This window comes from Chitinophagales bacterium (assembly GCA_040877935.1).
Lineage (GTDB): Bacteria > Bacteroidota > Bacteroidia > Chitinophagales > CAIOSU01 > JBBDNB01.
In genome coordinates, this window is the sequence record JBBDNB010000012.1 from 122,482 (window position 1) to 149,308 (window position 26,827).

A 26,827-nucleotide genomic window follows, 5' to 3' on the forward strand; every position below is an offset into this window, starting at 1 on the left:
CTAATATTTTACTTTAAACTCCCCTCCACAACCCCAATCTCCTCCTCACTCAAGCCATACAACTCATAAACCAATTGATCTATTTCTGTTTCCAGTGCGCTGGTGTCGGACTCGGGGTTTTGTTTTTTGAGGGAAATTATTGCTTCCGCTTTAGCTTGTATGCTTTTGTTATTTGATATTTCTGGATGAACAGGAATCTGTTCCAAATATTGTCTGATGAATCTCAAATACCCTCCACGTATTGATGAAGTGAGATTGGAATAGAAAAAATGAACCAATCTTGAATTCAGTACAGCCAATAATCCCAAATCATTTACAGGAATTATATAAGCTGTATTGACACAATATGCTTTAGAGTTGTCAATCATAGCTTGTGCTTTCAAAGCAATGTCAGGAAGCATAATCTTCGGCTTCTCAAACTCATCGTAATAATCACAGGCACGCAATTCCCACCAAAAATCACCTTTGTCGTAGCGTGCCTTGGCTTTTGCTTCAAAGGGTTTTAAATGTTTGGCAATGGCGGGAAAATTATCCTGCAACCAAGACCACGCATCATCATATGGCATATCACCATAGCGGGGTGGCGGCTCACTAACTGCATCTTCAAAGTTGGAGTCATCAGGCGGCAAATTCCTTTTTATCGTAAATCCCTTTGGGAAGAATATCAAGTATTTGTTGATTTTTGGCGCAGCATATCTTTTGATGTCCCTACCTGCCAAAAAAGGCTTTATGACTTTTGCACTGTTCGGGTCTTCTTCTATCAATCTGTTTCTCGTTGCTTCATCAATTACAAAAGCTTCGTTTAGCCCGGTTTTAATACCATAGTAAATGTTATCCGAAACATATTCCCTCAAAGGCACGCCTTTTTCCCTAAGCTTTGCGAGTAATTTTTGTACCCGTGCATCTATCAAAGTCCACCCTGAATCAGGCAGCTCGTTACTGATTACTTCAATGGAATGGGCATCAATAAATGAGGATATTCCTGCCGGAAAATCAAGTGTATCAATATTTGCAGCTTTAAAGCTGTTTTCCTCGTTTTTTGATTTATCGATTTGAATGATACATGGATAGGTCGTAGCCTCCTCAAATACCGGCAAATCACCAAAATCGATGATTTGAACGATGGTGTTTTCCTGTATAAAATTTCTCAATGCTTTTCCATACCCTGCACGCATCCACTTATTGGGAATAATAAAAACAAAATCACCTTGCTTTTTAAGGATATTTAAACCCAATTCCACAAAGTAAGTATAGAGGTCGGCTGTTCCGGTAAATATCTTAAATCGGCTCTGTAAATAAGCTTTAATTTCTTTAAAAGATTCTTGCCGGATATAAGGCGGATTCCCAATTACCAGATCAAAACCCATGAAATCACCTTTTTCATTCAGCACTTCGGGGAATTCAAAGCGCCACTCAAAGGCATTTTCATAAATCCTGTTGTTTTTGATTTCCTCTATTTCAGCACCTAGTTTTTCAATGTTTTCCTCTAAATTCTTCAGTCTATCTTTCGCTTTTTTCCGATTTTGCTTGTTGCCATAGGTGGCTTCCTCTTCCTTGAAAATATTGGGAGCTACCAACAGATTGTACTCGTACTGCAATTTTTGCAGCTTTTTCACCTTTGGGTCATTTTGAGATATTTCACTACGGAAATCACTTTTGATATCATCAATTAGCTTCATCATTTCCCGCTTTTCTGCCTTGTCCGTAGCATTGCGGTAGGTGTCCACTGCCAGGCGATAACCCTCAATGGTCCATTTGCTTTTTTTCAATGCCTTGCTAAGGTTGGCTTTGATATCAAATCGACTGATCAATGAATTGCCACATTTTATATTGATATCAATATTGGGAAGGGTTTCCAGCTCGGTCTTGTTTTTATAATAAGCGCATTTCAATAATTCAATCCACAGGCGCAGTCGGCAGATTTTTACCGAATTGGGATTGATATCTACACCAAAAAGGCAGTTTTCAATGATTGTTTGCTTTTCGTGAAACAATGTTTCCTGAATGCGCTGACTTTCCTTATTCCCGGGTTTATATTCAAACAATTCACCGTCTTCATCGGTAACAATTAGCTCATCGTTTACTACCTCTACTTCATATTCTTTCAGCCGCCTGCCGTTTCTGTCTTGCAGTATGTTCAAATCGTTTTTAATGGCTATAATCTCATTGAGTGCAGAAACCAAAAAATGTCCGGAACCTACTGCGGGGTCGCAAATTTTCAGGTCATTGATGATTTGATTGGCTTCATTGCGGTCATTTATTTTATCGTAGAGTTCATCATGATTTTTGCAATTCCAGCCTTTGGTATCGTTGAATTTCTGCAATACTGCCTTTCGGATTGCTTCGTGACACATATACATGGTAATGAAACCGGGTGTAAAAAACGAGCCGTCTTTGTATCCATTGATTTTCTCAAAAATTAGCCCCAGAACCGAGGCATTGATTAGGCTTTTGTTTTCTTCCTGAATGTCTTCTGCTCCTTCACTGCTAAAATCATAGGCATTGAGAAATTGAAATAGATATTCCAGCGTATTGAGTTCTCCACTTCGTTTTTTGCCTTTGCTGTCTTTCAGCACAGTTCCGTTAAAAATCGGAATGGTTTTATCATCCCTTAAATTGCTGATGAAAAGTGTGTTATGTTCAATATTGGTGGGCTCAAACAAGGAGCTGTTCAAGTATGGCACCATTTCAAAAAGTGATTTTACATCTTCATTCCTTTCGGCATGTTTGCGCGCCAGCACTTGAAAGAAAAGACTGTTGAGATCATCGAAATTCTGTATTTTTTTGATGCTCAAAAACTCAAAGGAATTGTCACCACTGTGATAAGTAATCAATTGGGCTTCCATCAGTTTTAGGAAAAGTATGCGGTTGATCCAGGTGATACTGAGCTCAAGGCCCACATTAAAAAGCCGCTCATCGTGCGTGATGCCAAATTGAGTAGGTTTTTCCAGCCTGTTTATTTTGTCTAAACTGTCTAATTGGATAATGGTATTTTCCAGCAACGAGCCGGTATTTCTATTTCCGACTTTATTCCTTTCAATGAGTTTTTTACCGCCATGTTTCGTTTCAGTAAGCCCAATAATGTGCAGCAATTCCCCGTAAAATCGCTTATCAAGGCTATTGCTGTCATTGGTGAAAGGCAGTTTGAGCAAGTGTTCGGGCGAAAGCAGTTTGAAAAGTGCAATCAGTTTATTGTCGTCTTTAGGATTTTCATTGCGCAAGGGTTTTTCATACTGCCTGATATCAAAGTAGGTAAACTCTATTTCCTGATCGAGTGCAGCAATAAAAGGTGCAGCAATTTCCCTGAAAAAGAAATCAGTGGTTTTTCCGCTCAGCCGACCTTCGTTAAAATCGATGAATTGTTTGACCAGGCTTTTGTTTTGGGCAAAGATTTTTTCAAAAACACTGGCATCGAAAATAAACCACTCGTAAATATTGGTGGCAATTAAGTGTCTGACTTCAAGGTTTTTATGCTCAATGCGTTCGCGTAGATAATACAAAACCAGTTCGTGAAATGCTTTGGTGTTGATGTTTTCTTTGCCGAGCATCTCATTTTTATTAGTGGGCTTTTTGGCTTCAACAATTACCCCAACTGGACTATTGGCTTTAGAGCCATTGTGGATTACAAGGTCATTTCTTCCTTTGGTATTTATAAAATGATTGGGTTCATAATAGGTTTTTTTCAAAAAATCTGTTACTAAGTTTTTGTGAAATTCCTCAGATTCGGTGTCATTGCTCCTATCTAGCAATTGCTTCAAGTTGCTTTTAAAATGCTCAATTTCAGCTCGGTGGGGCTTTACTTTTAAAAAAGCTTTGTTGAGTGCTTTTCTGGGTTTTAGTTGTATCGGTTTCATTCGGAATTAAAAATTATTTTAACCCGGAATATGCACTAGGAAATCTATTGCAGCATGAAATCACTTCAAAATCAGACACTTCGTTGCTGTTTTCAATTTCACCATAGCGATGCTATGCTAAAATTTCCAAACAGCCTGATTTTATTGTGCTTTCAAGCTTCATGACAAAGTCCCAATGCATAATCCGGGTTTAAGCAAAGCAAATACATGCATTCAAAAGTAAATTATTTTAAGGAAAGCATGTAAGTGTATTGTTGTGGATAATTCAGCATCACTCCCCAAACGAAATTAAAGCAATAGCTGCAATTGAAAGCAGCACACCAAGAATATTCAGTTTTGAAAGTTTCTCATTGAAAAGAAACATGGCAGCGAGGGTAGAGGCCATTACAATGCCCACATTATTCAGGGGAAACAGGGCCGATGACTCAAAATTGGCGTATTTCAGGGCTTTGATCAGAAAATAAATGGAGCCGTAATTGGGCAAACCGAGAATAAGGCCCCAGAGAACCACGCGCTTAAACCTGAATTTCAGCCCCTTGAAAACCAGGTCGAAAAGTAACTTTAAAAACCCCAGTAAAAAGGCGGTTCCAAACAGTGTGGTGAGAAAAGTATTTTGGGAAGTATCGTCCAGGTAATTTGATTGAGTGTAATCTATCACAGTATCTACCAGTCCACTGCCCAGGAAAATAATCAGTGATATTAGCAGGATCAAGCCTTTGTTGCTGTTATCGCTTTGTTTTTCTATTTCCTCTTTGCGGATAGAACTCAGTACCACGGCAGCTATAGCCAGTACTATGCCAATGCCTTTGTAGATATTGATGCTTTGTTCGTGGTGAATGAAATAGGCCGCAACAACCGGGATGGCCAGCGACATCTTTTGCGCCACGGCTGTTACGCTGATGCCGTTTTTTTGTGCCGAGGTGCCAATCAGGTTGAAGAGCAGGATAAACATCATGCCGATAAACAGGGCGAAGGGAAACCAGTTTTCGGTAGCTACCAGATGAAATTTTTCGGGGGCGGGCAGCAAGAAAAAACCAAAAACCAGGCAAGTACCATAGTTGAAAACAATTACTGGAAAGATAGGCGCATTATAGCGTTCCAGCAATTTGAAAATGACCATCAATGCGGTCGAACATAAAATGGAGAGCAGTAAAAAGATCATTGCCTGTAATAAATAGAGAGTGAATCTTTTTCCAATGAATAAATCTGTGCAGCATTTTGAGCAATGGCAGGCGCTTTAATTCCTTCCTTAAAAAGCGGTGCTCCGGTAAAGACGCGCGCTTCGTCCCACAAGCCCTGTTTAATAAATTGATTCAAAGTGAAACTGCCGCCTTCCACGATCAGCGATTGGATATTCATTTCAAAAAGCTTATTTAAAAGCTGTTCCAGGAAATGATCGGGTGAAATTTTAATCCATTTAATTTTACCTTGCTCTGCTTCCTTTTTGTGATTAAAAACCAGCAATGGCAAATCCGAATTGCCAATTTTATATTTTTTGAAATCCAGTTCTGCTTCGGCATCAATTACAATTCTCAGTGGGTGGTTTTCTCCCGGGTAATAGCGGTTGTTCAGCAGCGGATCATCTGTTTCAATCGTGTTTTTTCCTACCATTATAGCTGCTTCTTCATAGCGCCATTGGTGTGTGAGAATACGCGCAGCTTTTCTCGTGATCCAGTTTTGCTTTCCATCGGCTTTATTGATAAATCCATCTTTGCTCTGCGCCCATTTCAGTATAATATATGGCCGTTGTTTTTTGTGGAAAGTGAAAAATCGCCTGTTTAAAAAAAAACCTTCTTTTTCCACTATGGGGCCAATTACTTCTACACCGGCATTTTTCAGTTTTTCCAGTCCTTTGCCAGCTACCAGCGGATTGGGGTCTGTATTGGCATAAACAAGCCGGGGAATTTTCTTTTCGATAATTAAATCGCTGCACGGTGGGGTTTTGCCAAAGTGGGAGCAGGGCTCTAAATTCACATACAGTGTGGATTTTGGAATCAGCTCCCGGTCGGCTTTGCTTACATTTTCCAGACAATTGACTTCGGCATGTGCGGCACCGTATTTTTCATGTGTGCCTTCGGCAATAATCTTATTTTCGTAAACCAACACTGCACCTACCAGCGGATTGGGCGCAACTGTACCTATCCCTCCAGCAGCAAGGTCAAAACATCTTTGAATAAAAAGCGAATGATTCGGTTTCAAATAAGCAACTTTGTTGTAAAGTTAATACTTCAATGATGTTGTTAAAGGATTTGTACAGGGATGCGCATAAAAAGTTGTCTGATCAGGTAGGAGCAGGGGAAGCCAGGGCGCGTTTGGATATTTTGCTGGAAGATGTTTTTGACATCAACAGGAACAAAGTATTGATGGATCCAAATTTGGAATTTTCCAATGTGCAGCACAATAAATGGAAGCAATTGATTGGCCGAATGCTCAATCACGAACCCATTCAGTATATCTGTGGTTCCACCTCTTTTTATGATCTTAAATTTAAAGTTAGTCCGGCAGTGCTGATTCCGCGATCCGAAACAGAGGAACTGGTAAAATTGGCCATGGAAAAAATAAAGCCCGATTTTTCCGGGAATTTACTTGACATTGGCACAGGCTCGGGCTGTATAGTGATTTCAATAGCTAAGAAGTTTGCTAAAGGCGAATATTATGCAGTGGATTTCAGTGAAGAAGCGCTGGCCATTGCCAATGAAAATGCCAGACTGAACCGAGTAGCTGTGGAATTTATAAAACAGGATTTTCTCAATACGGAAACCTGGAATGATCTACCTGATTTTGATGTGATTCTGAGCAATCCGCCCTATGTGACCCTGAAAGAGTGGAATGTTCTGGAAGAAGAAGTGAAGGATTTTGAACCGGAACATGCATTGCATCCGCCAGAAGGGGAATCGCCCCTGGTTTTTTATAAAAAAATAGCTGCCTTTGCCATTGGGCATCTGAATCACCGGGGATTTTTACTTTTGGAAATCAATGAAAAGCTGGGCAAAGAAGTGCTGCAAATTTTTTCCAATGCTTATTTTACTGAGCAAAATATCATTCGGGACATCAATGGAAAAGAGCGGTTTTTCTTTGCGAGGAAAGGTGTTTAGTCTAACTTATAAACCCATCTTTTTCGGTTTTTTTTAGCCTCAAAGATTCTAATCTTTTCTGCCACAAAGGCGCAATGACACCAAGGACATATGATATCTACTTGACTTTTAATCTTTTCAGTCACAAAGAATCAATGTAACCCTGTTGCAAGAAAGCAATCCACTTTTCTTTGTGTCCTGGTGCCTTAGTGACTATTTTTTTGCTACACAAAGACTCTAATATTTCCCGCCACAAAGCCCCAAAGTCACCAAGAACAAAATGGGATAGTAAATTTGATTTTATGCTTTTCAAGAAGCATATTATATTCTATACCTTCTAATACCTTCCTTTATCAAGGGCACATTGAAGTTGATTAAATAGCCTAAATTTAATTCGCTTAGCTTTAGGTGACTAATGATTTGAGCTTGCCAAACTCTGTTTACCTTATTGATGGCTTTGAGTTCTGCAATAACTAAATCATCAACCAATAAATCCATTCTTAGTCCCTCGTCAAATTTTATTCCATCATAATGTATTGGGAGATCAACCTGACGTCTCACATCAAAACCTTCTTTTCTTAATTCATGTGCCATGCAAGCTTCATAAATTTTTTCCAACAAGCCTGGCCCTAATGCCTTATGCACTTTATATGCAGCATTTACTATTGCTCTACCAACTTTTTCTTCGTGTTCAGACAATGAATCAAATCCCATGTTTTTTCTATAAATATATAAATTTTATATTTCTTTGCGTCCTTGCGACTTGGTGGCTAATTTTTTTTAGCCACAAAGATTCTAATCTTTTCTGCCACAAAGGCGCAAAGGCACTAAGGATATGTGGGTGATTGATATTTAATTTTTCATCTATTATGATTTCTTAAAACCCATTACAAAGAGCTGATTCGAATTTCTTTGAGTCTTAGCGTCTTGGTGGCATCCTAATAATAAATGTGGGCTTTGCCCTCAGGTCGAAGCCATCTTTTCTTTCAAATCACTGGAAAAATTGAGGTCGTTTGGCGTTAGTATGATTTTTTTGTCGTCTTTCATGGTGATCAAAATCCGGTTTCCCAATTTGGTGGCATACATATTCACACTGCCGATGTCCTTGAAATAAAACTTGCCGTAATAGCCAAAAAGCCCCCCTACACCAAAAGTTCTTATTCCTACTGTTTTCAGGGAGTTCTCAACAAATCGCACCTCACTTATATCGCTTAATTTGAATTTTTTATTGCCAACTGGGCGCAGCACTTGTAATTCACTATCTGTTATTTTATATGCTTTTGGAGCAAAGAGATAACTGAAAACGATCACAAGAAATAACAAAACGAAGGCTCCTATCTGTGGATATAAAACAGTAGTGTCGTCAGGAGTTTTAATGAATGAGCTGATACTTTCATAACCCATATATATGAAAAACAATATTACCAATCCGGTAATGATTTTTCCTAAAGTATTCAGGCTTGCTTTGTATTCCATGATGTTGTTTTAATATTTCATGTAATTGATGATCCCCCCGGCAAGTATAACTTCTGCCTGTCTTTCACTTATGGTGTAAGTTAATTCAATTTTTTTTGATTTGTCTTTTATTTCTGCAATGATGTTTTCTCTTTTTTTGATTTTGTTTTTCAGGTCGCTTAGCTGCAGAACATCTCCTTGCTCCAGTGCATCATAATCATCGGGATTGCTGAATTCAAAAGGAATCATCCCGAAATTAACCAGGTTCTGCCAGCCGATTCGTGCATAGGATTTGGCAATGGCACATCTTTGTCCCAGGTAGCGGGGTGCAAGGGCTGCATGTTCCCGGCTCGATCCCTGCGCGTAGTTGTCACCGGCCACTACGGCAAAGCCATCAAAATCCCGCTGGGTTTCAACAGAACGATCGTAAAAGCCGCGATCAATCACATAATAGGAATATTTACTGATCTCTGGAATATTGGAACGCAAGGCAAGCACTTCCGCTCCGGCTTTCAGAATTTCATCGGTAGAGATATTGTCGCCCATTTTCAATAAAACAGGGATTTCCAATTCATCAGGCAGGGCGTCAAATTCAGGTAGGGTTTTAATGTTTGGCCCCTTGATCAATTTCTGATCACCGCCATTGGGCTCCACCAACATTTGTGTATTGATGCTTAGTTTTTCAGGCTCCTTCCATTTTGGATAGGAGATATTGAGTTTGTCCTCCAGCGTCCTCGGGTCGGTAATTTCACCAGTTAGAGCAGCTGCGGCTGCAGTTTCCGGGCTACAGAGAAAAACTTTGTCATTGTCCGTTCCCGATCTTCCCGGGAAATTTCGGGGCATGGTCCTAAGGCTGATGCGGTTGCTTGCAGGTGCCTGCCCCATACCTATACAGCCCATACAGCCCGATTGGTGAATGCGCGCACCGGCAGCAATCAAATCGCTGAGTGCCCCCATTTCGGTAAGGTTTTGCAATACCTGTCGCGTAGAAGGATTGACATCAAGCGATACATCGGCAGCAGTAAATTGGTCTTTTAGTATTTTGGCCACAATCCAGAAATCGCGCAGGCCGGGATTGGCAGAGGAGCCTACCACAACCTGTGATACGGTTTTTCCACTTACTTCGCTTACGGGCACTACATTTCCCGGACTGCTGGGCATTGCAATCAGGGGTTGCAATTCTGAGAGATTGATTGCTTCATTATGATCATATTTGGCTCCCTCATCAGCTTTCATTGCTTGCCAGTCATTTTCGCGCCCTTCCTTTTTAAGAAATTCCCGAGTGATCTCATCGGAGGGAAAAACTGAAGTAGTGGCTCCGAGCTCTGTGCCCATATTGGCAATGACGTGCCGGTCCCAGGTGCTAAGTTCTTTCACTCCCGGGCCGTAATATTCCAGGATATAGCTGCGTCCGCTCTTTACATCAAATCTTCTGAGCATTTCAAGGATCACATCCTTAGCACTGACCCAATCGGGCAATTTTCCAGTGAGTTTTATGCCCATGATCTTTGGCATTTTCACATAATAGGGTTCTCCGGCAGATGCCATTGCAACATCCAATCCTCCTGTGCCAATGGCCAGCATTCCCAGGCCACCGCCTGCACAGGTATGGCTGTCGGAACCCAGTAGTGTTTTGCCGGGTTTTCCAAAGCGTTCCATGTGCACAGCATGGCTGATGCCATTGCCCGAACGGCTGAACCAGTAGCCAAATCTTTTAGCTGCCGATTGCAGGAAAATATGATCGTCCATGTTTTTATAATCAGTCTGCAGGAGATTGTGGTCAACGTATTGTACAGCCACTTCAGCTTTTGTTTTTTTGAGCTTCATGGCCTCCAGCTCCAGCATTATAAGTGTTCCAGTGGCATCTTGCTGCAGTACCTGGTCAATTTTTAGAGCGATTTCGCTGCCGGGTTTCATTTCGCCATCCAGCAAGTGATTCTTGATCAGCTTTTGGCTGAGGTTGAGGGCTGTTTTAGTCATTTTATGTTTTTTTTTGATTTTTAAAATCAATGCATAAAATAGCTAAATTGTTTGAATCAGGGAAATTTGTTTAAGGTACGGGGATATTTTATTTTTTGTAAAGCTTCAGTTATACAATCTTCAACCATTCGAGCAGGTCTAAATTTTTGTTTTTCACCTTTACCACCAATGTTGGAATTTCTTTGTTGATGCGCAGCAATTTTTCAGTTACACTGCCAAGCAATAAAGCTGTAGTGAAAGTTCGGCCTTTTGCACCAACTATAATTAAATCAGCCTTTTTGTCAAGTGCTTTTTGTAAAATCAATTCAGAATGGGATTGATCTTCATCAAAAGTATAAACAGGGGTTATGGGCACTTTTTCTAATCCATTTTCTTCAATTACCTTCAGGTATTTCTTTACTGCATTTTCACGCATGATCTGCGCAAATTCTTCTTCTGATTTCCCTGTTTTGTAATACCCTGTAGGGAGCTGGTATATGTGGTGAAAATAAATTTTAGGCTCAGGGTAAGTTTCTGCTATTGCAACAGCTTCTTTCAGTGCCAATATTGAATTTTTGGAAAAATCGCTGGGCACAAAAATATTTTTGAGCTGCAGTGCTGGTGATTCATTTACAAAAAACAGGGAACAATTGATCTTTCTGGAAATATTATCGGGCAATACTCCGCTGCCTGTGAGTTTACGTTTTCTGCCCAGCAACAATAGGTCAATGTTTTTGATCTGGCTCCAGTGCAGGATTTCCTTTAGCGGAGAGCCTTCAATTACCTTGTATTCAACATCAAAATTTTTGACATCGGGAAAATGTGTGGCGACCATTTCTTTCATGTCGTGTTCCAGTTTCTCATCGCGAGGCTCTGCCAGTTCGGGAAATTTTTCCTTTAATTCTGATTCTACGCTCAGGTGCTTTGATACATGTATGAAATAGATTTTTTCAGGCTTGTGCTGTTTGCACAAAAATGACAGGTAATCTACCAGCATATTGTCCATCGCGGTAAAGTCGAGGCAGAGCATTATTCTTTTGAAATCTTTCATAGTCTTGTTATTGATCGCATTTTGACTGCGCTAAGATATGCATTTCCGAGTTTTGCGCTGCAATTGGAATGGGGGATTTTGGAAAAGCGACCAGCGGAAGCTATTTCCTAAGTCCATTTGCAACACTTTGCTTCTGCACCAAAAGATAGAGCGGAACAGCCCGACCCGAAGGGGCACGCCCAAACAATAAACAAACAAACAAACAAACAAACAAACAAACAAACAAAACAATGTATGCGACAAGGGAATTAATCCCCTTGTTGTTGTCCCTGTTGTTCCTGCTGCTGCATCAATTGATCCAGTGATTTCTGGGTGTTTCCAGGTTTTTCAGGAATCTGGGACATGGCGTATTCGCTAAGTGCCGTAATAGTAAGGCTTGGATTCACACCGAGATTCCCCTGAATGACAGAGCCGTCCAGCACATGCATATTGGGGTAGCCGTGTACTTCAAAATTTTCATTGATTACGCTTTCTTCTTTTGATTTCCCCATAGGGCAGCCGCCCAGGATATGCGCTGTTGTGGACATATTGAACATGATTTCGGTGAGGGCATTCATGGGCACGCCATTTACTTTTTTGGCATAGCGTTTCATCACCTCCTGTCCTTGTGGGATAAAAGCGGGAACCTTACCTTGCCCGCGGTTGGATATTTTCATGCCGCTGCCAAACAAACCTTTTTTCCAGATCATTTTCATGGAATTGTCAAGCGATTGCATTACCAGGAAAATAATGCCGGTGCGCGGTTGGTTAAAGGTAAAAAAAGCTCTCAGGGTTTGCATGGGGTGTGCTATAATATTGCCTATCATTTTGCTCGTGCGAACGAGCGGATTGCCTTCGCCAGCTGCAATTGTTGACAGCCGAGAAAGTGCTCCACTGTGGTCGGGGAATTTTACGATTTCCACATGGGTATCGTTATCCGGGTTGAATACAGTGGAAATGGCCACGCCATTGTTGAGTTTTCTGTCTCCGCCCATTACACCGCAAAGCGATTCGGAATTGGTCCTTAATTGCGCGCCCAAAGTATCGGATATCCCGGGCATGGTTTTGAGTTCGTATTTTTGCTTCAGGAGCAATTGCATGGTGCCGAGCACTCCACCACTTACAATCAATCCTTTGGATTTATAGACTTTTTTGTTGCGCCCGAACCAGCTTGTACTGCTTTGTGTGTGAATGTGGTAGATTCCGTCTTTGTATTCTATTTTTGTGACCAGTGTTTCAGCATGGACTTCTGCCCCAAATTTTTCTGCAAAATACAGGTAGTTTTTGTCCAGTGTGTTTTTGGCACCATAGCGACAACCGACCATACATCCTGCACATTCCACGCAGCCTTTTCGCTGAGGTCCCAGTCCTTTGAAATAGGGATCCTTCCATTTTTTTGTATCCCCGTAATATACACCCACATTTACTTTGGCAAAGGTATCGCCACGCCCCATGTCATTTGCTACTTCTTTCAGTAAACGATCTTCCTCGTAGAACTTAGGGTAGGGGATGGTGCCCAGCATTTTCTTCGCCAGATCATAAAAGGGAGCGAGCGTATTTTTCCAGTCTTTAAGATGTCCCCAGGAAGGATTGTTGAAAAATGCATCGGGAGGAACCATATGGGTATTGGCATAAACCAAGCTACCACCTCCAACACCCACACCGCTGAGCACAAATACATTTTTGAAAAAGGTGAGTTTTTGAAAACCGAAGAATTTTATGATCGGTACCCACAGGTATTTTTTCAGGTTCCAGTTGCTTTTGGGGAAATCTTCAGTTCTGTATCTTTTCCCTTTTTCCAGCACTGCTACATTGTAGCCCTTTTCGCTCAGGCGCATGGCAGAAACACTGCCGCCAAACCCACTGCCGATTACTGTATAGTCCCTAATCTTTTCCATAGCTACTCGCTTACAATTTACTCTTTTTAGCTGAACTAAAATTTGATAAAAAGTTTAAAAATTGGGGTTATTTGTTTTTTACAAAAATTAGCATTAATTTATACACAGATTTTATGCTAATGCAACTATTTATCTTAATTTTGCATCACATTAATACATCTCTTTTTTAACCAAAAAAATTCACAGAAGTGAAAATTATGTACAAGTTTTTTATTGCCCTGACTACCTATACTTTATCTCTTGCTTTATTTGTTGTAATGCTATTTTTTCCAGCTAAAAAGGGCAATTAATAAAAGAAATAAATCTTCCACACGTGCATGTATTTCTTTCAAAACTACTGCTCACGGCCAATTTTTGCGCCATAGTATCCAAAGCAACAATGCAAAAATTAAGCCGCTACAAATTTGATTCTTAAATTTTATTTATCCAACTGTTCTCTAATCAAACTTTTACCTCAGGAATTTGAAATTTCGATTTCTACTGCGATTCTCTGAATCTTTAGTTTTGAGAAACCATATCCTTACTTTTGCAGTTAGAAACTGCTAAAGTTAGAAATCTGTAATGCGCAAAAAAGGAAAAGTATTGGTAGCAATGAGCGGTGGTATTGACAGTACCGTAACTGCCGTAATGCTGCACAATGAAGGTTATGATGTAATTGGTATTACAATGAAAACTTGGGATTATGCCACTTCTGGCGGCTCGAAAAAAGAAACCGGTTGCTGCTCGCTTGATTCCATTAATGATGCCCGGCAAGTAGCTGTTGAAGTAGGGTTTCCACATTATATTATTGATATCCGTAACGAGTTTGGCGATTATGTAATCGACAATTTTGTGGATGAATATTTGGCAGGAAGAACGCCCAATCCTTGTGTGCTGTGCAATACGCATATCAAATGGGAGGCATTGCTCAAACGTGCCGATGCTATGGGCTGTGATTATATTGCAACAGGGCACTATGCCAAATTGCGCGAGAAAAATGGCCGCCACATCGTTTCAAAGGCCAAAGATTTAAGCAAAGACCAGTCTTATGTTTTGTGGGGCGTGAGCCAAAAATGCCTGGCCCGTACGCTTTTCCCGCTGGGCGATTATCTAAAAGACGATATCCGTAAAATGTGTTTTGACTGGGGCTACGATTCCCTGGCCAAAAAAGCCGAAAGCTATGAAATCTGTTTTGTGCCCGATAATGATTACCGCGGCTTTTTGAAAAGGCGTGTGCCTGAACTGCAGGATGAAGTGGAAGGCGGAAAATTTGTAAATAGCGAAGGCGACATTATCGGAGAACACGAAGGCTATCCCTTTTATACCATTGGACAACGCAAAGGGCTAGGACTGGCATTTGGTGAACCGATGTACGTTACGGAAATACAGCCCGATACCAATACTGTTGTTCTGGGTACGCGTGATGAGCTGAAGAAGAGCAATATGTATGTGGGCGGCTTGAATATGATCAAATACGATAGTATTCCCGATGGATTTGAGGCTTTGGTAAAAATCCGCTACAAAAACGATGGCACGATGGCCGATCTATACAATACGGCTGATGGTAAAATCAAAGTAGAATTCCGCTCGGCAGTAGATGCTATTGCCCCCGGTCAATCCGCAGTGTTCTATGAAGGCGATGATGTGGTTGGTGGTGGTATTATCCAGGCCAGGTTTGATGGGTGATTTATTGACCACAAATATGCAAAGACTCTAAACTATTCCGCCACAAAGCCCCAAAGGTACTAAGTATATATGATATCTATTTTATTTTTAGGCTTTTTAGTTACAGAGAATCAATGTAATCTTATTGCAAGTAAGAGGTTCACTTTTCTTTGTGCCTTGGTGGCTAATTTTTTTACTACAAAGCAAAGGGCACAAATAGACTTAGAAAATTTTCTTTCTTTGGATTTATAGCAGTAAATGGCTTTTTAATTTTCACAATTAAATTGTATATTGCTTACCTGTAAATTAAAGATGGTATGCATAGGCTTATAGTTGTATGTTTTCTGCTTTTTCAACCAGTATTTTGGTCCTGTAATAATGTCCCAAAGGCAAATAAACAAAGTGTCAATGCTTTAATCGGAGATATTTCTTTTATAGAAAAATTTGATGCAAAACCACATAAAGATACTGATGAAAACACCCGTATCCATACCCACTTAAAATATGTGGAAAGCCTACTTAGAGCCAAGGATGTTTCTCATTCATCGCCTGATTTAAAATCTAAAAGAGCTGAGATGCTCAACCTGCTTCGTGAGTACAGACTTGCTGGAATCTTCCCGAAAAATTATGATTATCCTGGTGAGCGCAGACCTTGTTTTATTGATAAACACGGAAGGATTTGTGCGGTTGGATATATGATAGAACAAAGTCTTGGAAGGGAAGTGGTAGAGTCAATAAACGAGAAGTACAAATACGAAGAAATATTGGCTATGAGCGATACTGATGTAGATGAATGGATTAGATCCAGTGGATTGACCAAAGAGGAATGTGCAATGATTCAGCCAAAGTATGGATATCCAAGTGAAGTTACAATCACATTTTATGGTTTATTCTCAGCCCTTTCTACTGGAGGCAACCTTACTCTAAGTACCGTAAATACAATTCAGGCAGTAAGAGGTGTAGATCATAGGAGGCATTCCATAACAGGATTGGCAACAGGTGCTTGGCAAATCGCCATAGGGGCATTGGTGTATTCAAAGATGACCACTATCGACCATCCTAATACTAAACCCATGAAAAATATTTCCTTGGCAAATATAGGCTTTGGATCTCTTGCAATTGCAATGGGCTCCTGGAACCTGATCGCCAACCGTTCTCTTAAGGGCAAAGACATGAGTTTCAATATTTATGGTTACCCAACCATTGATCAGCAATTTGCTTTTGGGGTGAATTTTTCAAGGACTTTTTAGAGTGAAATTTTTTGATCAATGCTCAGTTTTTATATGCTTATTGAATAACGCATTCGTATATCCCACAACTTGACCTGTTGTTTTTTCCTTCAAATTCTTTTATAATTCCAGCGGCTGTAAAACCTGATTTTAACCAAAACTTTTCAACCGATTTGTTTTCTTCAATAATGGCGGCCCTAAGCTTTTTATAGCCGAGAAAACTTGCGATATCCTTTAGCTCATTTATCAATAATGTGCCAAAACCTTTAGCTCTATATGTTTTTACAATCAACAAAAGACCAATGTGCATTGTGGATTGATTGGGGTAATCCAGGATCAAATCGAAAAAACCAATGATTTGATCTTTGTAGTAAATGCCCAAAACTATTTTTTGAAATTCTTGAGTTCCAGGTGGTTTTTCTTTGAGTATTGCCTCGGCCATATTTAAATCGGGCATCACTCCATCTGCTTTGATTACATAATCTTCAGCATTTTGCAGTACATAAAGCAGTTCTTCAACATCATATAAGGGCTTAATTTGTATGTTTTGAAAAATTTTCATTTTATAGCCTTATGCAGTTTCAAAATTCATAACCATTTTGCTAAAGTATAATTACAATTTTGATTCTATCCATTACCCGTATATTTCTTATTTTTAGCCTTATGAATTTTACAAAAACCGGGTTGTTACTGATATTGGCTTTAGTGCTTTTCTTTATTTTTTCTTGCAGTAAAAAGAACAGCGATTACCAGCCGGATTATCAATACGATTACTATCCTGTTGACACCGGGCATTATGTCATTTATCAAGTTGACTCCATCACTTTTGACAACAATTTCAATCCGCCACGTTCAGATACCAACAGGTATCAGATAAGAGAATACATCGAATCTATATTTATAGATAATGAAGGTAGGGAAGCAAATCGCATTGAACGTTACGTACGCAAAGATTCCACGCAGAGTTGGCGTATAAAAAACGCATGGTATTCAGTGCTAAATCAAACATCTGCTGAACGAATTGAAGAAAATCTTCGCTTCATCAAACTGGTATTTCCTCCCGATGTGGGACAAACCTGGAGGGGCAATAAATTCCTTAAAATCACGCCTGAAATAGATTATTATGAAGGCTGGGAATACGAAATTACTGAGACAGGTGTTCCAGCTACAGTAAATGGCAACACCTTCTCAGAAACCCTGCTTGTTGCACATATTGATGAAGAAAACCTGATAGAAAAAACCTTTTCCGAAGAACGATACGCCAGGGGGGTTGGTTTAATAGAAAGGGAATTTTTGCACCTGGAAAAACAAAATGTGAGCAATCCCTGGTCTAAACCTGAGTCTGGTTTTATCCTGAGAATGAATATTCTGGATTATAAAAAATGAAAAAGACTGCATTTTTAATTGTACTCTTCTCCACTGTTTTATTTAGTGATTTCCTGATCTATGCCCAAACTTATCGCTATACACGTTACTGGGTAGAATTAAAAGACAAAAAAGGTACCCCATACAGTATTGAAGATGCCAATTCCTTCCTATCCCAAAAAGCTTTGATTCGCAGGGGAAAAGCAGGAATTCCAATTGACAGCTCTGATTTGCCCGTTAATCCGGCATACATTCAGCAGGTAGCACAATTGGGCATTGAGGTTTTGGGCAGTTCAAAATGGTTGAATTCCCTGATTGTTGAAATAAATGACTCTACTCAATTATCAGCCCTTTCCAATGAAAGCTTTGTGACAGATATAAAACCTGTTTACCGAATTGAAGAAGAGGATATTCCCAGACCGGTAGCAGTAAGGGAAAAGAAATCCCTGGTTTTTGCCCATAATACATATGGTGCTGCCGATGCGCAGATGGAGTTGGTAAACGGCAAATACCTACATGATAAATCCTACACCGGAAAGGGTAAAACTATTGCTGTTCTGGATGCCGGTTTTTCAGGGACACCCGAAATTTCAGCCTTTTCTGACCTTTATGCCGACAACCGCGTATCGAAAGGAGGAGACCTGGTGAAAAATAGCCCTGATATTTATGCAAAAAGTACACACGGAACCCTGGTTTTGTCGGTAATGGGCGGAAAAATTGACAGTCAATTTACAGGTGCTGCTCCCGATGCCAATTATGTACTTTTCAGAACTGAAAACACGGACAGCGAATACCCCATAGAAGAGCATTTTTGGATATTGGCGGCAGAAAAGGCCGATAGCATGGGCGTGGATATTATCAATTCATCACTGGGCTACAGTACTTTTCAGGACACTACTCTAAACTACAGTTACAGTGATATGGATGGGCAAACCACTGCTATTACAAGGGGGGCAACTATGGCTGCCAAAAAGGGTATTTTGGTTGTGACCAGTGCAGGAAATTCCGGTAGTTCTGATTGGTATTATATCACTGCTCCTGCCGATGCCGATGGTGTATTGACAGTTGGTGCGGTGAATACTGCGGGTGATTTGGCACCATTCAGTTCTCGCGGTCCGAGCTATGATGGCCGCATCAAACCCGATGTAGTGGGAGTGGGGTGGAATACTGCTTTAATAGATCAAAATGGAGATGTGCGAAAAGGCAATGGCACTTCTTTTTCTGCACCGCACATTTCTGGAATGGCTGCATGTTTGTGGCAGGCAGCTCCAGATTTGAGCAGCGCTGAAATGCTGGAAGTGATTCGCCAGAGTTCAGATCGCTATCACAATCCGGATAATGATTACGGCTATGGTATTCCCAACTTTGGCAAAGCGTATTTGCTGGCCTTGAATGAAGGTGGCAATGGAAATATAAAAGCGCTGGAAGCCAATGTTTTCCCCAATCCGTTTACAGACCACTTAAACTTACTGATGAAAGTGGAAGAAGCAGAAACAGTGAAAGTGCAATTGGTGGATTATATCGGAAGAATAGTATTTGAAAACGACTGGCAACTTGAAGCTGGGGTTTATTCTGAAATGAGAATGAACGGAATACAGACGCTTCACAGAGGCGTGTATTTCGTAAGAATACAGCGAGAAGATTCCTGGGAAGTGGTGAAAGTACTGAAGCTGTGAGTTTTATACCGTTCGTTTAAAAACCCCCAAGCATCAATCAATACTTCAAGCTTTCCCTGCTTGTCTTGCAGATTTTGTCCCAAATAAAGGATACCTCTCCGAAATTGGCATTGACATCGCTGTAGTGCACATTGTGCCAGGCTGAGCTGTTCAGCAATACTTTGGGAAGCAATTTCTCCAAAAATTTAAACGTAACACCGCAATGCAGGTAAAGATTTAATAGCACGAAAGAGACAATTGCCGTGTAATAGAGCGGAGCAAAATGTTTGGCTTCGGGAATGCAAATCAATAACAAAGGCCAAAAAGTAAGCACCGTTTCCACTGGACCAACAGCAAATCCCGCAAAAGGAGTGGGGTCGCGGAAAGAATGGTGGTGCTTGTGAAAAGGGAAAAACAATTTGGTGTGCAAGAGGCGGTGCTTCCAATAGGTCCAGGCATCTACGGCAATAATTCCAAAGTACATTTGCAAAACAACCATCCACCAATCTAAGCCCATTTCCTCCAATGTCCAGACCAATCCTGTTTCATAACCCGCTCTGCTTAAGCCAATTGGCCATGCTGCCATAAAGGAAACAATAAAGGCCGCTCGTCCAGATCCAAAGGCTTCTTTGGCAATGGGCGGAAACTTTTTGCGAATGCCCTGAATGCGGTTTCCATATCGCTCGGAAAAGCGGTAAACCAAAAAGCTGAAAGTAAACAAAGGAATGATAATGATGAAAAATACCTGAACAGCACTCTTGTAAAAAACAAGGGGATCGGGATGCAATAAACCCGACAGCACAATGATTGCGATCACCAGTGAATCAATATAGGGTGCTGATTTTTTCACACTGTGAAATTACAGAATGCTTGGGGTTTTATGATAAATCTTTCTGCTTTAAAAAGTGAAACAGATATATTTGACAGGAATAAAACCGATATGATGAGATTTGAAAAGGATTTTAAATTGGCAATAAAGGCATTGCCGCCCGAGGAAAAGGACAAATTGATTTTAAGATTGCTGAAAAAAGATTTGGCACTGGCGAATAGACTGCATTTTGAGCTGCTCAGCACCGATTCTGTAGATGAAAAAAGAACGGAATTGGAAACGCGCATAAAAACAAAGTTTTTTAATATCGCTGAGTGGGTTCATAGCCCTGGCCACCTTATGATGTGTTTGCGGGATGTGAGCGGTGAGATAAACGAACATGTCTATACCACCAAGGATAAATTTGGCGAGGCAAGCCTGAATTTACTTATGCTGAACGAAGCCCTGAAGGAGACCAATTCTATAATTGAGGAGAGTTCAATACAAAGGAAGTACAAACTCTGCATTTATATTATCGCTCGGGCTTTCAAGATTTTAATGCTTATTCAGGCTTTGGACGAAGATTACTTTGTAGAATTCAGAGAACCATTGACTCAATTGGGCGAATTGATTTCCGCCAATCATTCTTTGATGAAAATGGCCATAAATAATGGCTTTGATGTCAATTGGCTATTGAGAGCAGAAATCCCCGAAGACATAAAGGAAATCCACAAATCCGTGCGGGCGCAGGGGTTTTTGAGGTGATTGTCTAAGCAAAAGTTGAAATTAGAAACAAGTAAGGTAGCGGCAGGAATCGATCAAATGGTTTATGAACTATATTGGCTGTAAAGAGGATTGTAACAATATTTTCTGGAAATTGTTATCTAAATTAATTACATTTATTCTGCGTTACTCCTGAATTTTAAATATTTTCTATGGTTTTATACAGGATTTCATTAATGTTTCTGTTAGTGAGCATTTTTTCTTTTGAGGCAACAGCTCAACATTCCGTAGCACGACAATGGAATGATGCACTTTTAGATGCCATTCGCAATGACTTTGCCCGTCCTACCATTCATGCAAGAAACCTATTTCATGTCTCTGCTGCAATGTATGATGCCTGGGCAGCTTATGACAGATCTGCAGCGCCTTATTTGTTAGGAGATACGGTTGATACATTTGTTTGTCCTTTTTTATGCATACCAATACCAGCAGATAAAACCGCAGCAAGAGAAGAAGCCATTAGCTATGCAGCATACCGCTTGTTGCGACATCGCTTTAGTAATGCACCGGGTGTGTCAGTGATTTTTCGCAATATTGATTCAATATTCCTGGCCATGGGCTACGATACCAGCTTTCACAGCGTTAATTATGCCTCGGGTAGTCCAGCAGCTTTGGGGAATTATATTGCACAATCATACATTGATTTTGGTTTACAAGATGGTTCACGGGAACAGTTTAGCTATGATAATGCTTACTATACTCCTGCTAATCCAACCTTGATTCCTGAACTTCCGGGTAATCCAGATATTCTTGATCCCAATCGTTGGCAACCTTTAACGCTCGATGTTTTTATTGACCAATCGGGAAATATAATCCCGATTAACATACCCGATTTTTTAAGCCCTGAATGGGGTGATGTAACACCTTTTTCATTGACGGATGCAGATAAAACCACTCGAACGAGAAATGGCAATACTTACAACATTTGGCACGATCCGGGTCCTCCACCCTTGCTTGACACAGCCAATGGCGGTGGACTTTCGAATGAATACAAGTTGACATTTTCGCTTACCGCAGTGTGGTCAGCCCATCTTGATCCTGCAGACAGTGTAATGTGGGATATTTCTCCCTCTGGAATCGGCAACATTCAGAATTACCCAACAAATTTTTCGGATTACCCCAATTTCTATGATCGAATCAATGGAGGAGACCCAAGCCCTGGTCATTCCATGAACCCGGTGACAGGGCAACCTTATGCTCCACAGATGGTGCCAAGAGGCGATTACACGCGTGTACTGGCCGAATTTTGGGCAGATGGCCCCGATTCAGAAACACCTCCGGGTCACTGGTTCACGATTTTAAACTACGTCAATGATCATCCTATGTCAAAAAGGAAGTGGCAAGGGCAGGGAGCGACAATTGATGAGCTTGAATGGGATGTTAAATGCTACTTCACATTGGGAGGTACTATGCATGATGTGGCTATTAGTTCCTGGAGTGTGAAAGGTTGGTATGATTACATACGGCCAATTTCGGCTATTCGTTATATGGCTGGCCAGGGACAAAGCACTGATACCTCATTATCAAATTATTCTAAAAATGGTATTCCCCTGGTTCCGGGTTATATTGAAGTAGTTGATTCTACGGATTCGCTTGCAGGAAATAACTATCAGCATGTTGACAAGATTAAGTTATATGCCTGGCAAGGACCCGACTCTATTAGCAACCCTGCAACAGATGTTGCAGGAGTGGACTGGATTTTAGCAGAAAATTGGTGGCCTTATCAACGCCCCACCTTTATTACGCCTCCTTTCGCTGGATACGTTTCCGGTCACTCAACTTATTCACGTGCTGCAGCGGAAGTGCTAACGCTTATTACAGGAGATGAATATTTCCCTGGTGGTATGGGAGAGTTTCATGCACCCAAAGATGAATTTTTGGTATTTGAGGACGGCCCGAGTAAAGATGTAACTCTACAATGGGCCACCTACCGGGATGCTTCCGATCAGTGTAGTCTTTCGCGCATCTGGGGAGGCATTCATCCGCCAGCCGATGACATTAATGGCCGTTTTATGGGCGCCATAATTGGCCCGCAGGCGTTTTATTTTGCAGCGGATTATTTCGAAAGAAATAAGCTCAAGCCAAAGGTAAATTCCATTTTCGCTAATAAACTTGTGATTGCTGATGCTGACACCGGAGCCAATACTTTTGTGATTACAATCAATTTTGATGAACCAATGGACACATCGATTACACCTACAGTTAATTTCCCTAAAGACAATCCAATGGCACAGAGTTTAACGCAAGTAGCTGCTGACTGGTCTTCAAAAGTTGAGCATGAATTGACTTATAACGTAGTAGATGCCAATGAAAGAATGGATAGCATTAATGTTCGTGTTTCAGGTGGACAGAATTTGGCAAAATATGTACAGGTTGAATGTGAAACACCCAATTTGTTTACAATTGACACTGAGAATCCAGAGATTGTTTTAATAACACCAAATGTGACTGTGGTTACGGATACACATACAGGTGTTGGCTCGTTCAACCTTAGCATCTTATACAATGAAGAAATGGACACCTCAATGAAGCCTGCAGTTATATTTCCTGCCGAAGACCCGCTGGCAAAAACAATGAGCTATAATATCAACAGCAGTTACTGGGCAAATTCATTGAAGTTTGTTGCCACCTATGATGTAGTAAATGCTTCAGAAGTATTGCCGGATATTGATCTGCATGTGGAAATTTGCAAAGATCAGGCTGGAAATTTGCAAGTGCCATATGATGTTACGGATAAATTTAGTATTGACATGCAGAGCACTGAATCATATTTACAAGAGGGTAATGTGCATATTTACCCAAATCCTGTGGGTGGGGACGAATTCTCAGTTGAGTTCGACCAATCTGTAAATCAAGTAACTTTGCAATTATACAACATTGAGGGCAAATCCATCTTTGTTCAACATTTTGACCAGCTCAGTAAAGTTCAAGTTCCTGTTGACAATTTGGCTCCTGGACTTTATTTGCTGCGTATTGTAAGTCAGGGAACTGACTTTTCCCTGAAAGTAGATGTTTATTAGGGCACTCAACTCTGATAGAGAAAAGGTGGGAACCATAGAGATGCTGCTTCGACTTCATTTCCATTATCATCGTCTTTACCAAAAGGGGTTTAGGCTCCTTGTCCGGGTTTATAGAATACATTAATAAAGGCTGGGAATTGAAATCAGAAATAGATGGGGTAGTGGCGGAATCGTTTCAACAGCAAGGGGTTTAAACCCCTTGTCGGGAATGAAATTAAAAATAGATAGGGTAGACAATTAAGTGGTATTTGCTTTCTAACGGATGTACGACAAGGGAGCATGCTCCCTTGTTTGAGTAAGCACACCCTTTCCAACTTATAAGATTATTATTGATGATTTCTTGTATATTTCAGACTTAAATTTTGCAAAAGTAATAGAAAGCATAAATGTCATTTTTCCAAAACTCAGTTCTCAATAAGCACCTCAAATCACAAGACGACAAGGTTGTAAATGCAGCTTATGAAAAGTTCATTGCCTACTTTCATGATTCTGCTCGGCAACAAAATATCAGGAATTCAAAAGAAGAACAGTTTCAAGAAGGATTTCTGAGGGAGTTGTTTGTGAAAATTTTGGGCTATACACTTAATCCTGAGCCAGATTTCAATCTTACCACCGAACTCAAAAATGAAAAGGGAGCGAAGAAGACGGATGGAGCCATTTTAACAAGGGAGCATGCTCCCTTGGCTAAAAATAAGGTATTGGGCATTATCGAACTGAAAGGAACCGACACCAAAGATCTGGATAAAGTCAATGAACAAGCTTTCAATTACAAAAACAATCATTCAGCTTGTGTTTATGTGATTACTTCCAATTTTGAAAAGCTCCGATTTTTCATTCACAATGCCGTAGATCATATTGAATTTAATCTTTTTACACTTTCTCTTGATGATTTCAAGTTACTCTGGCTTTGTTTAAACGCTGATAATTTGTTGAGTGGTGTTCCACTTAAAGTAAAAGAAGAGAGCCTACTTGCGGAAGAGAACATTACCAAGCAATTGTATAAGGATTATTCAGTTTTTAGAACGGACTTGTGGCACAATATGGTCAAGAATCATCCGCAGGATGATCAATTGATGATGTTTAAGAAAACACAGAAACTCCTCGACCGTTTCCTGTTCATTTTCTTTTCAGAAGATAGCGGATTATTGCCTCCCAATTCAATTTCCAAGATTATTGAGAAATGGAGTCATGATAAAGATTGGGGAGAGAGTAAGAGCTTGTATGAAATTTACAAGCAGTATTTTGGATTTATCAATTCCGGCAGGCCAGCAAGAGGCGACAGGGCGGAAATCTTTGGGTATAACGGTGGTTTATTTCTGGAAGATTTGATTTTGGATAACATCAAAATTGACGATGAAGTATTATTGAAACATACGCAGAAACTCACTGCTTACGATTTTCAGAGTGAAGTAGATGTAAACATTCTCGGACACATCTTTGAAAACTCGCTGAGCGAAATTGAGATCATCACAGCCGAACTGGAAGGGCAGGAGATAGACAAGAGTAAAAGCAAGCGGAAAAAGGATGGCGTTTTCTATACGCCTAAATACATCACCAAATATATTGTTGAAAATACCATTGGCAAACTCTGCGAAGAAAAGAAAGAAAAACTCAAAATTACTGATGAACGCTTTGGCCAGGCCAGTAAACGGTCCAAAAAGGGTATAGAGGACTTAAAAGCCTACCGGGATTGGCTGCTTGATTTGAAAATTTGCGACCCGGCCTGTGGTTCCGGTGCTTTCCTCAACCAGGCACTGGAATTTCTCATTGACGAACACCGCTACCTCGATGAACTGACTGCCCAATACCACAAATCACCAATGGTGTTGAGCGATATTGAAACGCATATCCTTGAGCAAAACATTTATGGGGTTGACATCAATGAGGAAAGCGTAGAAATCGCCAAGCTGTCCCTATGGCTGCGCACGGCACAAAGAGGGCGCAAGCTCACATCCCTTAACAATAACATCAAATGTGGCAATTCGCTGATTGATGATCCGAAAGTGGCAGGGGGAAAGGCTTTTAACTGGCAAAAGGAATTTTCAAACGTATTTCCCGAAAAGAATAAAAAAGCCTTTCACATTACCACAGCTACGCACGACAGCCGTACCTCACAGCGGATGGTTGATTACAATGTGCGGGAGAAACGCGACAATGGCCTGCGTCCAAAAGCACAACCTATTTGGCTGGAACCGGAGGATGAACTCCTGGTTACAAATACGGTAGCTGAGATAATTGACGAAGACGGGCTGAATGTAATGGCCTATAATATTTGTGGCGATCACATGCATTTGTTGTTGGTATGTGATGAAGAGGAAGTCTCCGGTATAATGCAAAAGATAAAGGGCAGAACTGCTCGCATGTTCAACAAGAGGCTTCAGCCCCCTGATAGCAATAGCAACAACAAGGGGTTGAAACCCCTTGCCCAAGATCCTGGTACTGACCATGCCCGGGAAGGAAACAAGGATAACAACAGCAGCAAGGGGATTAATCCCCTTGTCCAGAAAGGAAAAGAAAAATCGGTATCCCTGTGGACACAAAAGTTTGGCTGCAATGAAATTGAAGATGAGAAGCAACTCTGGCATACAATTGAATACATACAAAACAACCGCACAAAGCACGAGCTACCACAGAATAAAAAGATAGAAAAGATAATAGAAGGGTTTGTCTGCTCCTACGAACACGCCTTCCGCACCGAATACAAAGGCGGTTTTGATGTGGTGATTGGGAATCCGCCTTATGGAATCTTAATTGATAAGGAAACTCAGAAGTTTTATACTAAGCATTTTCCACTTACACAATATAAAACTAACCTCTACATACTTTTTATTGAGCGAATGCTGCAAGTTTTTGACAAAGGAATTGTTCATTTTATTATCCCGAAATCACTATTGTTTAATTCCTATTATGAAGGAATCCGAAAAGAATTGATTAAAAGCACTGAACTAAATGAGATTTACACAATAACTGAAAAAGTATTTGAAGATGCGGAAGTAGGTAGTGTCTGGTCGAAAAGCACCATAAATCTAAGATCCCATTAATTTTTCAATGAC

At 40.6% G+C, this 26,827-nt stretch carries 18 protein-coding genes; 8 read left to right on the forward strand and 10 right to left on the reverse strand.

Translation table 11 applies throughout. The features are described from left to right. Positions 1-8: 8 nt before the first annotated feature. From WD048_03205 to ribD, 3 genes are all read right to left on the reverse strand, one after another. The gene (locus tag WD048_03205; GenBank protein MEX0811197.1) at positions 9-3,854 is read right to left on the reverse strand and encodes a TaqI-like C-terminal specificity domain-containing protein; all 3,846 of its coding nucleotides are present in this window, start codon (positions 3,852-3,854) and stop codon (positions 9-11) included. Between the two features lie 271 nt (positions 3,855-4,125). Further along, the gene (locus tag WD048_03210) at positions 4,126-4,974 is read right to left on the reverse strand and encodes a hypothetical protein (protein ID MEX0811198.1); all 849 of its coding nucleotides are present in this window, start codon (positions 4,972-4,974) and stop codon (positions 4,126-4,128) included. Positions 4,975-5,012: 38 nt separating this feature from the next. Beyond that, positions 5,013-6,053: a bifunctional diaminohydroxyphosphoribosylaminopyrimidine deaminase/5-amino-6-(5-phosphoribosylamino)uracil reductase RibD gene (gene ribD / locus WD048_03215; GenBank protein ID MEX0811199.1), complete on the reverse strand. Its 1,041-nt coding sequence runs from the start codon at positions 6,051-6,053 to the stop codon at positions 5,013-5,015. Positions 6,054-6,085: 32 nt separating this feature from the next. Here ribD and prmC point away from each other — a divergent pair, with 32 nt between their 5' ends. Then, a complete protein-coding gene (prmC, locus tag WD048_03220; GenBank protein ID MEX0811200.1) occupies positions 6,086-6,949 on the forward strand; it encodes a peptide chain release factor N(5)-glutamine methyltransferase in 864 nt (287 codons plus the stop codon). A gap of 300 nt (positions 6,950-7,249) precedes the next feature. Here the strand turns inward: prmC and WD048_03225 are convergent, their stop codons facing one another. The 5 genes from WD048_03225 to WD048_03245 all read right to left on the reverse strand — a co-directional run bounded on the left by WD048_03225 (position 7,250) and on the right by WD048_03245 (position 13,270). After that, positions 7,250-7,642 (reverse strand): GxxExxY protein, encoded by a 393-nt coding sequence (locus WD048_03225; GenBank protein MEX0811201.1) that lies wholly within the window; start codon positions 7,640-7,642, stop codon positions 7,250-7,252. 249 nt (positions 7,643-7,891) lie between these two features. Next, on the reverse strand, positions 7,892-8,404 hold the full coding sequence (locus WD048_03230) for a PH domain-containing protein (GenBank protein ID MEX0811202.1): 513 nt from the start codon (positions 8,402-8,404) through the stop codon (positions 7,892-7,894). A 9-nt stretch (positions 8,405-8,413) separates the two neighbouring features. After that, a complete protein-coding gene (locus WD048_03235; protein MEX0811203.1) occupies positions 8,414-10,363 on the reverse strand; it encodes an aconitate hydratase in 1,950 nt (649 codons plus the stop codon). A 109-nt stretch (positions 10,364-10,472) separates the two neighbouring features. Then, complete coding sequence (locus WD048_03240) at positions 10,473-11,393, reverse strand: universal stress protein (GenBank protein MEX0811204.1); 921 nt, start codon at positions 11,391-11,393, stop codon at positions 10,473-10,475. A gap of 248 nt (positions 11,394-11,641) precedes the next feature. After that, positions 11,642-13,270, reverse strand: a complete 1,629-nt coding sequence (locus WD048_03245; protein ID MEX0811205.1) for a GMC oxidoreductase — start codon at positions 13,268-13,270, stop codon at positions 11,642-11,644. Between the two features lie 561 nt (positions 13,271-13,831). On the opposite strand from WD048_03245, the gene mnmA reads away from it, so the two are divergent. Beyond that, positions 13,832-14,935, forward strand: a complete 1,104-nt coding sequence (gene mnmA, locus WD048_03250; GenBank protein ID MEX0811206.1) for a tRNA 2-thiouridine(34) synthase MnmA — start codon at positions 13,832-13,834, stop codon at positions 14,933-14,935. A 296-nt stretch (positions 14,936-15,231) separates the two neighbouring features. Then, positions 15,232-16,164 (forward strand): hypothetical protein, encoded by a 933-nt coding sequence (locus WD048_03255; protein MEX0811207.1) that lies wholly within the window; start codon positions 15,232-15,234, stop codon positions 16,162-16,164. Positions 16,165-16,201: 37 nt separating this feature from the next. Here the strand turns inward: WD048_03255 and WD048_03260 are convergent, their stop codons facing one another. Then, the gene (locus WD048_03260) at positions 16,202-16,705 is read right to left on the reverse strand and encodes a GNAT family N-acetyltransferase (GenBank protein ID MEX0811208.1); all 504 of its coding nucleotides are present in this window, start codon (positions 16,703-16,705) and stop codon (positions 16,202-16,204) included. A 101-nt stretch (positions 16,706-16,806) separates the two neighbouring features. Here WD048_03260 and WD048_03265 point away from each other — a divergent pair, with 101 nt between their 5' ends. Both WD048_03265 and WD048_03270 read left to right on the forward strand, forming a co-directional pair. Further along, positions 16,807-17,529 (forward strand): hypothetical protein, encoded by a 723-nt coding sequence (locus WD048_03265; GenBank protein MEX0811209.1) that lies wholly within the window; start codon positions 16,807-16,809, stop codon positions 17,527-17,529. Further along, positions 17,526-19,184, forward strand: a complete 1,659-nt coding sequence (locus WD048_03270; protein ID MEX0811210.1) for a S8 family serine peptidase — start codon at positions 17,526-17,528, stop codon at positions 19,182-19,184. Before WD048_03265 ends, WD048_03270 begins: the two co-directional genes overlap by 4 nt. A gap of 37 nt (positions 19,185-19,221) precedes the next feature. On the opposite strand, the gene WD048_03275 is transcribed toward WD048_03270, so the two are convergent. Continuing rightward, a complete protein-coding gene (locus WD048_03275; protein MEX0811211.1) occupies positions 19,222-20,013 on the reverse strand; it encodes a sterol desaturase family protein in 792 nt (263 codons plus the stop codon). Between the two features lie 93 nt (positions 20,014-20,106). On the opposite strand from WD048_03275, the gene WD048_03280 reads away from it, so the two are divergent. The 3 genes from WD048_03280 to WD048_03290 all read left to right on the forward strand — a co-directional run bounded on the left by WD048_03280 (position 20,107) and on the right by WD048_03290 (position 26,815). Beyond that, positions 20,107-20,736: a hypothetical protein gene (locus WD048_03280; protein MEX0811212.1), complete on the forward strand. Its 630-nt coding sequence runs from the start codon at positions 20,107-20,109 to the stop codon at positions 20,734-20,736. A 206-nt stretch (positions 20,737-20,942) separates the two neighbouring features. Beyond that, on the forward strand, positions 20,943-23,774 hold the full coding sequence (locus WD048_03285; GenBank protein MEX0811213.1) for a T9SS type A sorting domain-containing protein: 2,832 nt from the start codon (positions 20,943-20,945) through the stop codon (positions 23,772-23,774). 386 nt (positions 23,775-24,160) lie between these two features. Next, the gene (locus tag WD048_03290) at positions 24,161-26,815 is read left to right on the forward strand and encodes an N-6 DNA methylase (GenBank protein ID MEX0811214.1); all 2,655 of its coding nucleotides are present in this window, start codon (positions 24,161-24,163) and stop codon (positions 26,813-26,815) included. Positions 26,816-26,827 lie beyond the last annotated feature (12 nt).

Bases quoted from the DNA above. Each gene is read 5' to 3' on its own strand.
- WD048_03225 (MEX0811201.1), bottom strand. From the start codon at position 7,642: ATGGGATTTGATTCATTGTCTGAACACGAAGAAAAAGTTGGTAGAGCA.
- WD048_03240 (MEX0811204.1), bottom strand. From the start codon at position 11,393: ATGAAAGATTTCAAAAGAATAATGCTCTGCCTCGACTTTACCGCGATG.
- WD048_03255 (MEX0811207.1), top strand. From the start codon at position 15,232: ATGCATAGGCTTATAGTTGTATGTTTTCTGCTTTTTCAACCAGTATTT.
- WD048_03290 (MEX0811214.1), top strand. From the start codon at position 24,161: ATGTCATTTTTCCAAAACTCAGTTCTCAATAAGCACCTCAAATCACAA.
- mnmA (MEX0811206.1), top strand. From the start codon at position 13,832: ATGCGCAAAAAAGGAAAAGTATTGGTAGCAATGAGCGGTGGTATTGAC.
- WD048_03205 (MEX0811197.1), bottom strand. From the start codon at position 3,854: ATGAAACCGATACAACTAAAACCCAGAAAAGCACTCAACAAAGCTTTT.
- prmC (MEX0811200.1), top strand. From the start codon at position 6,086: ATGATGTTGTTAAAGGATTTGTACAGGGATGCGCATAAAAAGTTGTCT.
- WD048_03270 (MEX0811210.1), top strand. From the start codon at position 17,526: ATGAAAAAGACTGCATTTTTAATTGTACTCTTCTCCACTGTTTTATTT.
- WD048_03230 (MEX0811202.1), bottom strand. From the start codon at position 8,404: ATGGAATACAAAGCAAGCCTGAATACTTTAGGAAAAATCATTACCGGA.
- WD048_03265 (MEX0811209.1), top strand. From the start codon at position 16,807: ATGAATTTTACAAAAACCGGGTTGTTACTGATATTGGCTTTAGTGCTT.
- WD048_03260 (MEX0811208.1), bottom strand. From the start codon at position 16,705: ATGAAAATTTTTCAAAACATACAAATTAAGCCCTTATATGATGTTGAA.
- WD048_03280 (MEX0811212.1), top strand. From the start codon at position 20,107: ATGAGATTTGAAAAGGATTTTAAATTGGCAATAAAGGCATTGCCGCCC.
- WD048_03210 (MEX0811198.1), bottom strand. From the start codon at position 4,974: ATGGTCATTTTCAAATTGCTGGAACGCTATAATGCGCCTATCTTTCCA.
- WD048_03245 (MEX0811205.1), bottom strand. From the start codon at position 13,270: ATGGAAAAGATTAGGGACTATACAGTAATCGGCAGTGGGTTTGGCGGC.
- WD048_03235 (MEX0811203.1), bottom strand. From the start codon at position 10,363: ATGACTAAAACAGCCCTCAACCTCAGCCAAAAGCTGATCAAGAATCAC.